Origin of the sequence: Actinosynnema sp. NPDC023658 (genome assembly GCF_040639995.1) — a bacterium.
GTDB lineage: Bacteria > Actinomycetota > Actinomycetes > Mycobacteriales > Pseudonocardiaceae > Actinosynnema.
In genome coordinates, this window is sequence record NZ_JBFAAX010000415.1 from 1 (window position 1) to 5,127 (window position 5,127).

At 70.1% G+C, this 5,127-nt stretch carries 5 protein-coding genes; 4 read left to right on the top strand and 1 reads right to left on the bottom strand.

Annotated features, from left to right (window positions below; genetic code table 11):
- Positions 1–1,015, bottom strand: a 1,015-nt coding sequence (locus AB0G02_RS27815) for a glycoside hydrolase family 27 protein (protein WP_360799327.1), incomplete at its 3' end; no start/stop codon positions are given.
- Between the two features lie 562 nt (positions 1,016–1,577).
- On the opposite strand from AB0G02_RS27815, the gene AB0G02_RS27820 reads away from it, so the two are divergent.
- The 4 genes from AB0G02_RS27820 to AB0G02_RS27835 form a co-directional block, all read left to right on the top strand.
- Positions 1,578–3,020, top strand: a complete 1,443-nt coding sequence (locus tag AB0G02_RS27820) for an acyl-CoA carboxylase subunit beta (protein WP_360799330.1) — start codon at positions 1,578–1,580, stop codon at positions 3,018–3,020.
- A 30-nt stretch (positions 3,021–3,050) separates the two neighbouring features.
- A complete protein-coding gene (locus AB0G02_RS27825) occupies positions 3,051–3,485 on the top strand; it encodes a carboxymuconolactone decarboxylase family protein (protein WP_360799333.1) in 435 nt (144 codons plus the stop codon).
- 40 nt (positions 3,486–3,525) lie between these two features.
- Complete coding sequence (locus tag AB0G02_RS27830) at positions 3,526–4,845, top strand: acyltransferase domain-containing protein (protein WP_360799336.1); 1,320 nt, start codon at positions 3,526–3,528, stop codon at positions 4,843–4,845.
- Positions 4,842–5,127, top strand: a 286-nt coding sequence (locus tag AB0G02_RS27835; protein WP_360799339.1) for a beta-ketoacyl synthase N-terminal-like domain-containing protein, incomplete at its 3' end; no start/stop codon positions are given. The genes AB0G02_RS27830 and AB0G02_RS27835, both read left to right, overlap by 4 nt.

Consider the following 5,127-nt stretch of genomic DNA (forward strand, 5'->3'; position numbering starts at 1 on the left):
GAGGCCTTCCGGCGCCGCGTCGCCCCCCGGGACCTGCGGGTCGGGGCTGGAGATCCCGCGCACCGCGTGCCCGCCCCCCCACACCTGCCGCAGGTCGCGCTGCGCGACCGCGGTCGACGGCCAGCAGGTCGGGGTTGAGCAGGATGCGCCTGGTGGCGTCGTCCATCGAGCGGATGTCGTTGCCCGCGATGAGCGGGGCGTTGAGCACGGCCCACAGCGCGAAGTGCGCGCGGTACTGGGCGTCGGTCATGCCGCCGTTGCCTACTTCGAGCATGTCCGGGTCGTTCCACCCGCCCGGACCGGAGAAGCCCTCCAGTCCGACCTGCTGGTCGAGGATGCCCAACATCGAGCCCCAGTTGTCGGAGATGTCGCCGGTGGTGCGCCACAACTGCGCGCCGACCTGCCGGCCCAACCCCTCCCACGGCTTGTTCTGGCCCCACTCGCACAGGCTGTAGACGATGTCGCGGCCGGTCTTGCGCAGCGCCTCGCCCATCGCGCGGTACCGGTCGAGCGCGGGCCGGTTCTCGTTGTAGCAGTTGTCGTACTTGAGGTAGTCCACACCCCAGTCCGCCCACGTCCGCGCGTCGACCTCCTCGTGGTCGAGGCTGGCGGGGTAGCCGGCGCAGGTCTTCGTGCCCGCGGAGGAGTAGATCCCCAGCTTCAGCCCCTTGCCGTGGACGTAGTCGGCCAGGCCGCTGATGCCGCCGGGAAAGCGGACCGGGTCGGGCTGCAACCTGCCCTGCGCGTCCCGCTCGGGGGCGGCCCAGCAGTCGTCGATGTTGACGTAGGTGTAGCCGGCGTCCTTCATGCCGGACGCCACGATCGCGTCGGCGGTCTGCCGGATGAGGTCCTCGTCGATGTTGCAGCCGAACTTGTTCCAGGAGTTCCAGCCCATCGGCGGGGTGGTGGCGGTGACGGCCTGTGGTTCAACGGGATCGGCGGCGGCGCCGGCCGTGCCGACGACGGCGGACAGGGGGAGCAGGGCGGACAGCAGGAGCGGCAGGGCACGGAGCATTGAACTCTCCTCGGTGCACAGGGTGAGGCTCCGGGTTATGTTGCATGAAGTTTGAGTCTGTGTGAAGAGTCGGAGGTAAACCGATTAACTTCGCCAGGTTGGCCGCAGATGTGTTGGCTTGAACTCGACATATGTTTGATTCTGTTCGACTTTAGGGCGTTGGCACGTCACCGTGACGCCGTTCGTCCGGAGGCGGGTCGGCCATCACCGTCCACATCGGACCCCTGTGGGGTGCGGCCGTCGTCGCGGGATCCGATGCCCTGACCGCCGGCTGGTGCCGGTAACGCGCCGCGCGCCGCGCTGACCGGGAAGTGCGCCGGGGCGAGTGCTTCACGCCCGCGCCCGCGCCGTGCCCCCGACGTACCCGATGCTCCCCTGGACAACGCCTCGCGTCGGACGGACAGTCGAGGAGTCGAACGGGAGAACGACCATTCACCCATCCGGGGTTGTCACTCCGAAGTGGTGTGCTGCCCGACTGCCGAAGGGCGCAGTGCAGTGAGACGAAATTCCTCATCCCCCGGAGGTTGGGCGTGTGTCCCGATCACAGGCCGGAAAGGTTGACATGACCGGGATCGCGCAGGAACCTCGACCGCGGGAATGCGTTTCTCCTTACACCCGCTTGAGCCACCTCGTCGATCCCGGAAGTTTCGCGGAGTTCGGAAGGCACGTCGTCGCCAGAGCCGGGACCGCTGTACGACGCCACCAAGGGGACGGCGTGGTCACCGGCAACGCTCTGGTAGCGGGCCGACCGGTCCTGGTCTTCGCTCAGGACAGCAGCGTCCTGGGCGGATCTTTGGGCGAGATGCACGCGCTGAAAATCGTTCAGGCCCAACAACGCGCAGTGGAGTACCGCTGTCCCCTGGTGGGTCTCGTCGACTCCGCCGGTGCCCGGATCCAGGAAGGTGTCGCGGCGCTGGACGGTTACGGAGCCATCTTCCGCCGGAACGTCCAGGCATCGGGGCGCGTACCGCAGATCAGCGTGATCCTCGGTACGTGCGCGGGAGGGGCGGTGTACTCCCCGGCGCTCACCGACGTCGTCATCATGGTGCGCGGTCGTGGGCGGATGTTCCTCACCGGACCGGCCGTGGTGAAGGCGGTGACCGGTGAGGAGCTGTCGGGGGAGGAGATCGGCGGGGCGCGGATGCACAGCCACCGCTCCGGGGTCGCCCACCTGGTGGCAGAGGACGAGGAGCAGGCGTTGGGCCTGGCCCGCCGCGTGCTCTCCTACCTCCCCGACTCGGCGTGGCACGCGCTGCCCTCGGTCCCGGCCGAGCCGGCGAGGACGGTCCCCGCCGTTCCCGCGGACCAGCGCAAGGTCTACGACGTCCGCGACGTGGTGGACGGGATCGTCGACGCGGGATCGTTCCTGGAGTTGCAGCCCCACTTCGCGCCCACCCTCACCACCGGTTTCGCCCGTCTGGAGGGCAACCCGATCGGGATCGTCGCGAATCAGCCGCTGCGTCTCGGGGGTGTGCTCGACGCCCGCGCGGGCGACAAGGGTGGCCGGTTCGTGCGCTTCTGCGATGCGTTCGGGATCCCCTTGGTCGTGCTGGTCGACACCCCCGGATTCCTGCCCGGCCGGGAGCAGGAGGCCAACGGCGTGATCCGGAGGGGCGCGAAGCTGCTCTACGCGTTCTCCGAAGCCACCGTGCCACGGGTCACCGTCGTCCTCCGGAAGGCCTTCGGCGGGGCCTACATCGCGATGAACTCCAAATCCCTGGGCGCCGACCAGGTGTTCTCCTGGCCCACCGCGCAGATAGCGGTGATGGGAGCGGAGGGCGCCGTCGGAGTGGTCCACCGGCGCGAACTGGCCGAGCACCCCGACCGTTACGCCCGGCTCGTGACGGAGTACCGGGACAACGTGATGGCACCGCAGCGAGCCGCCGAGAGCTTCGCCGTCGACGCCATCATCCAGCCGGCGGAAACGCGTGCCGCGCTGGCCGCGACCCTGCGCGGAATCCGACGGGGCTCGCCCACCTTCCGCCACGACAACCTCCCTCAGTGACCTCCGCCGAACCCGACGAAACGACTGGTGATGACCGCACAGAACCCACCCGAGGGCCGCCACCCGGACGACGGCGGAAGGTACGAGCGCGGCTTGGCGACGGCAAACGAGCTGGCAGGTCACGAGGCCGTCCGAAGGCTCCTCGACGACCTGGAACCGATCAGCCGCAGCACCGCGCGCCTCGTCGTCGAGACGGTCTTCGGGACGCTGCACCACGAGCCGGGCCTGGATCACCGTGAGCGGGAACTGGTGACCCTGGCAGCCCTCGCCGCCCTGGGCGACACCGAGAAGGAGCTGGAGCTGCACCTCGGGATCGCACACCGGGTCGGCATCCCTCCCCCCTCCGTCGTCGCGTTGTTCGCCCACATCAGCGCGTACGCCGGGTTCCCCAGGACGCTGAACGCCCTGGCCGTCGCCAAGGCGTTCTACGCCGATCAAGGGCTCTTCCGCCACGAGGAGCCGTAGTCCGACCTCTGCTGCTCGCCCTCGAAGACAAGGTGCATTCATGACTTCACGTCTGGCGGTGCTGTTCCCCGGTCAAGGCGCCTACCTGCCCGGAGTGCTCGCTGATCGAGCGCGGCACTTCCCGAAGGCGGTCGGGATACTCGAGACCATCGACGCGGTGGCCGTCGAGCACGGTTTCGAACCCGTGGCACCGTTGGTCCTGGAACGGGACGCGGCCCCGTTGGACGAGCTCCTCACGACGCACAGCGACCAGCTGGACCTGGCGATCTACGCCATCAACGCGGCCGGTTTCGAGATCTTCTCCGGGCTCGGGCTGCGAGCGGACGTGCTGGTCGGCCACAGCTTCGGCGAGTTCGCCGCCCTGTCCGCCGCAGGAGCGGTCACGGTCGCCGACGTCGCCCGCATGGCGTGCACCCGCACGGAAGCCTTCCGCCGGGCCGCCCCGCCCGAGGGCGGGCTCCTCGCACTGGACGCGCCCGCGTGGCGCACCGAGCACCTCGTGGGCCTGCTCGACGACCCGGGACTCCGCCTGGCCATCGACAACGGGCCGGGGCAGACGGTCGTCTCCGGGCCCGTGGCGTCCCTGCGGGCGGCGGAAGGGGTGGCGACCGGCCTCGGCTTCCGCGCCACCCGGCTGCGGGCCGGGTACGCCTTCCACAACCCGGTGCTGCAGCTCGCCGCGGACATCTTCCGCGACTCCACGGCCGACGTGCGGCCGGCCGAGCCCCGCATCCCGGTGTTCTCCCCGATCCTGGGCCGGCACGTGCGAACCGTCGCGGACGTCCGGGAGGTCATCACCCGGAACATGCTGGCACCGGTGCGCTTCTACGACGCGGTGCTGTCCTTGTTCCGCTCGGGTGTCACGACGTTCGTCGAGGCCGGCGCGCGCCAGGCGCTCACCGGCATCGTCAGGTCTTCGCTGCCCCCGTCCGCGCGCGCACTCCCGCTGCTGCCCAGCCGCGGTGACGTGAAGAGCATCATCGCCACCCTCGACGACGCGGGGTTGCCGGTGAGCTGGAGCCCGCAACCGGCCCCGCTCGGCCCGGACGAGGCCGTCGAACCGGAAGCGCAAGGTTCACCGCGGGTGGTGGTCGCCTCCGCACAGGATTCGCCGCCCGCCCGCGTCGACGTGCTCACCGAGCTGGCCACCATGTACGCGGAGGACCTGGGCTTCCCGGTGGAGATGCTGTCCCCCGACATCGACCTCGAGGCCGACCTGGGCGTCGACTCCGCCAAGCAGATCGCGCTGTTCCAGCGGGTGCGGAAGCAGTACGGGCTGGCCGAACCACCGGCCGAGCGGAGGGTCCGCGCGACCACGTTGGAGAAGATCGCCCGGTTGGTCGAGGAGCAGCGCCGATGACGGTGCCGAGAGAGGCCGACGACCTGGTCGCCGTGGTGGGCATGGGCGTCGCGGTGCCCGGTGCGTGCAGTCCCGGCGAGCTGTGGAGGACCGTCAACGGCGGGCGTGACGTCTTCAGCGAACCGGGGGACCGCTTCGAGCTGAGCCGGTTCTGGTCGGAGGACCGGCAGGAGCCGGACACGACCTACGCGCGCCGCGCCGGTTACCTGCACGACTTCCGGCCCCACCCCGCTCTGCTGGAAGCGGAGGAGGCCGCCGGTCCCGGCCGCGACGCGGCAGTCC

What these genes read in the sequence shown, in the direction of transcription:
- AB0G02_RS27820 (WP_360799330.1), top strand. Translation starts at nt 1,578, where the DNA reads ATGACCGGGATCGCGCAGGAACCTCGACCGCGGGAATGCGTTTCTCCT.
- AB0G02_RS27825 (WP_360799333.1), top strand. Translation starts at nt 3,051, where the DNA reads ATGACCGCACAGAACCCACCCGAGGGCCGCCACCCGGACGACGGCGGA.
- AB0G02_RS27830 (WP_360799336.1), top strand. Translation starts at nt 3,526, where the DNA reads ATGACTTCACGTCTGGCGGTGCTGTTCCCCGGTCAAGGCGCCTACCTG.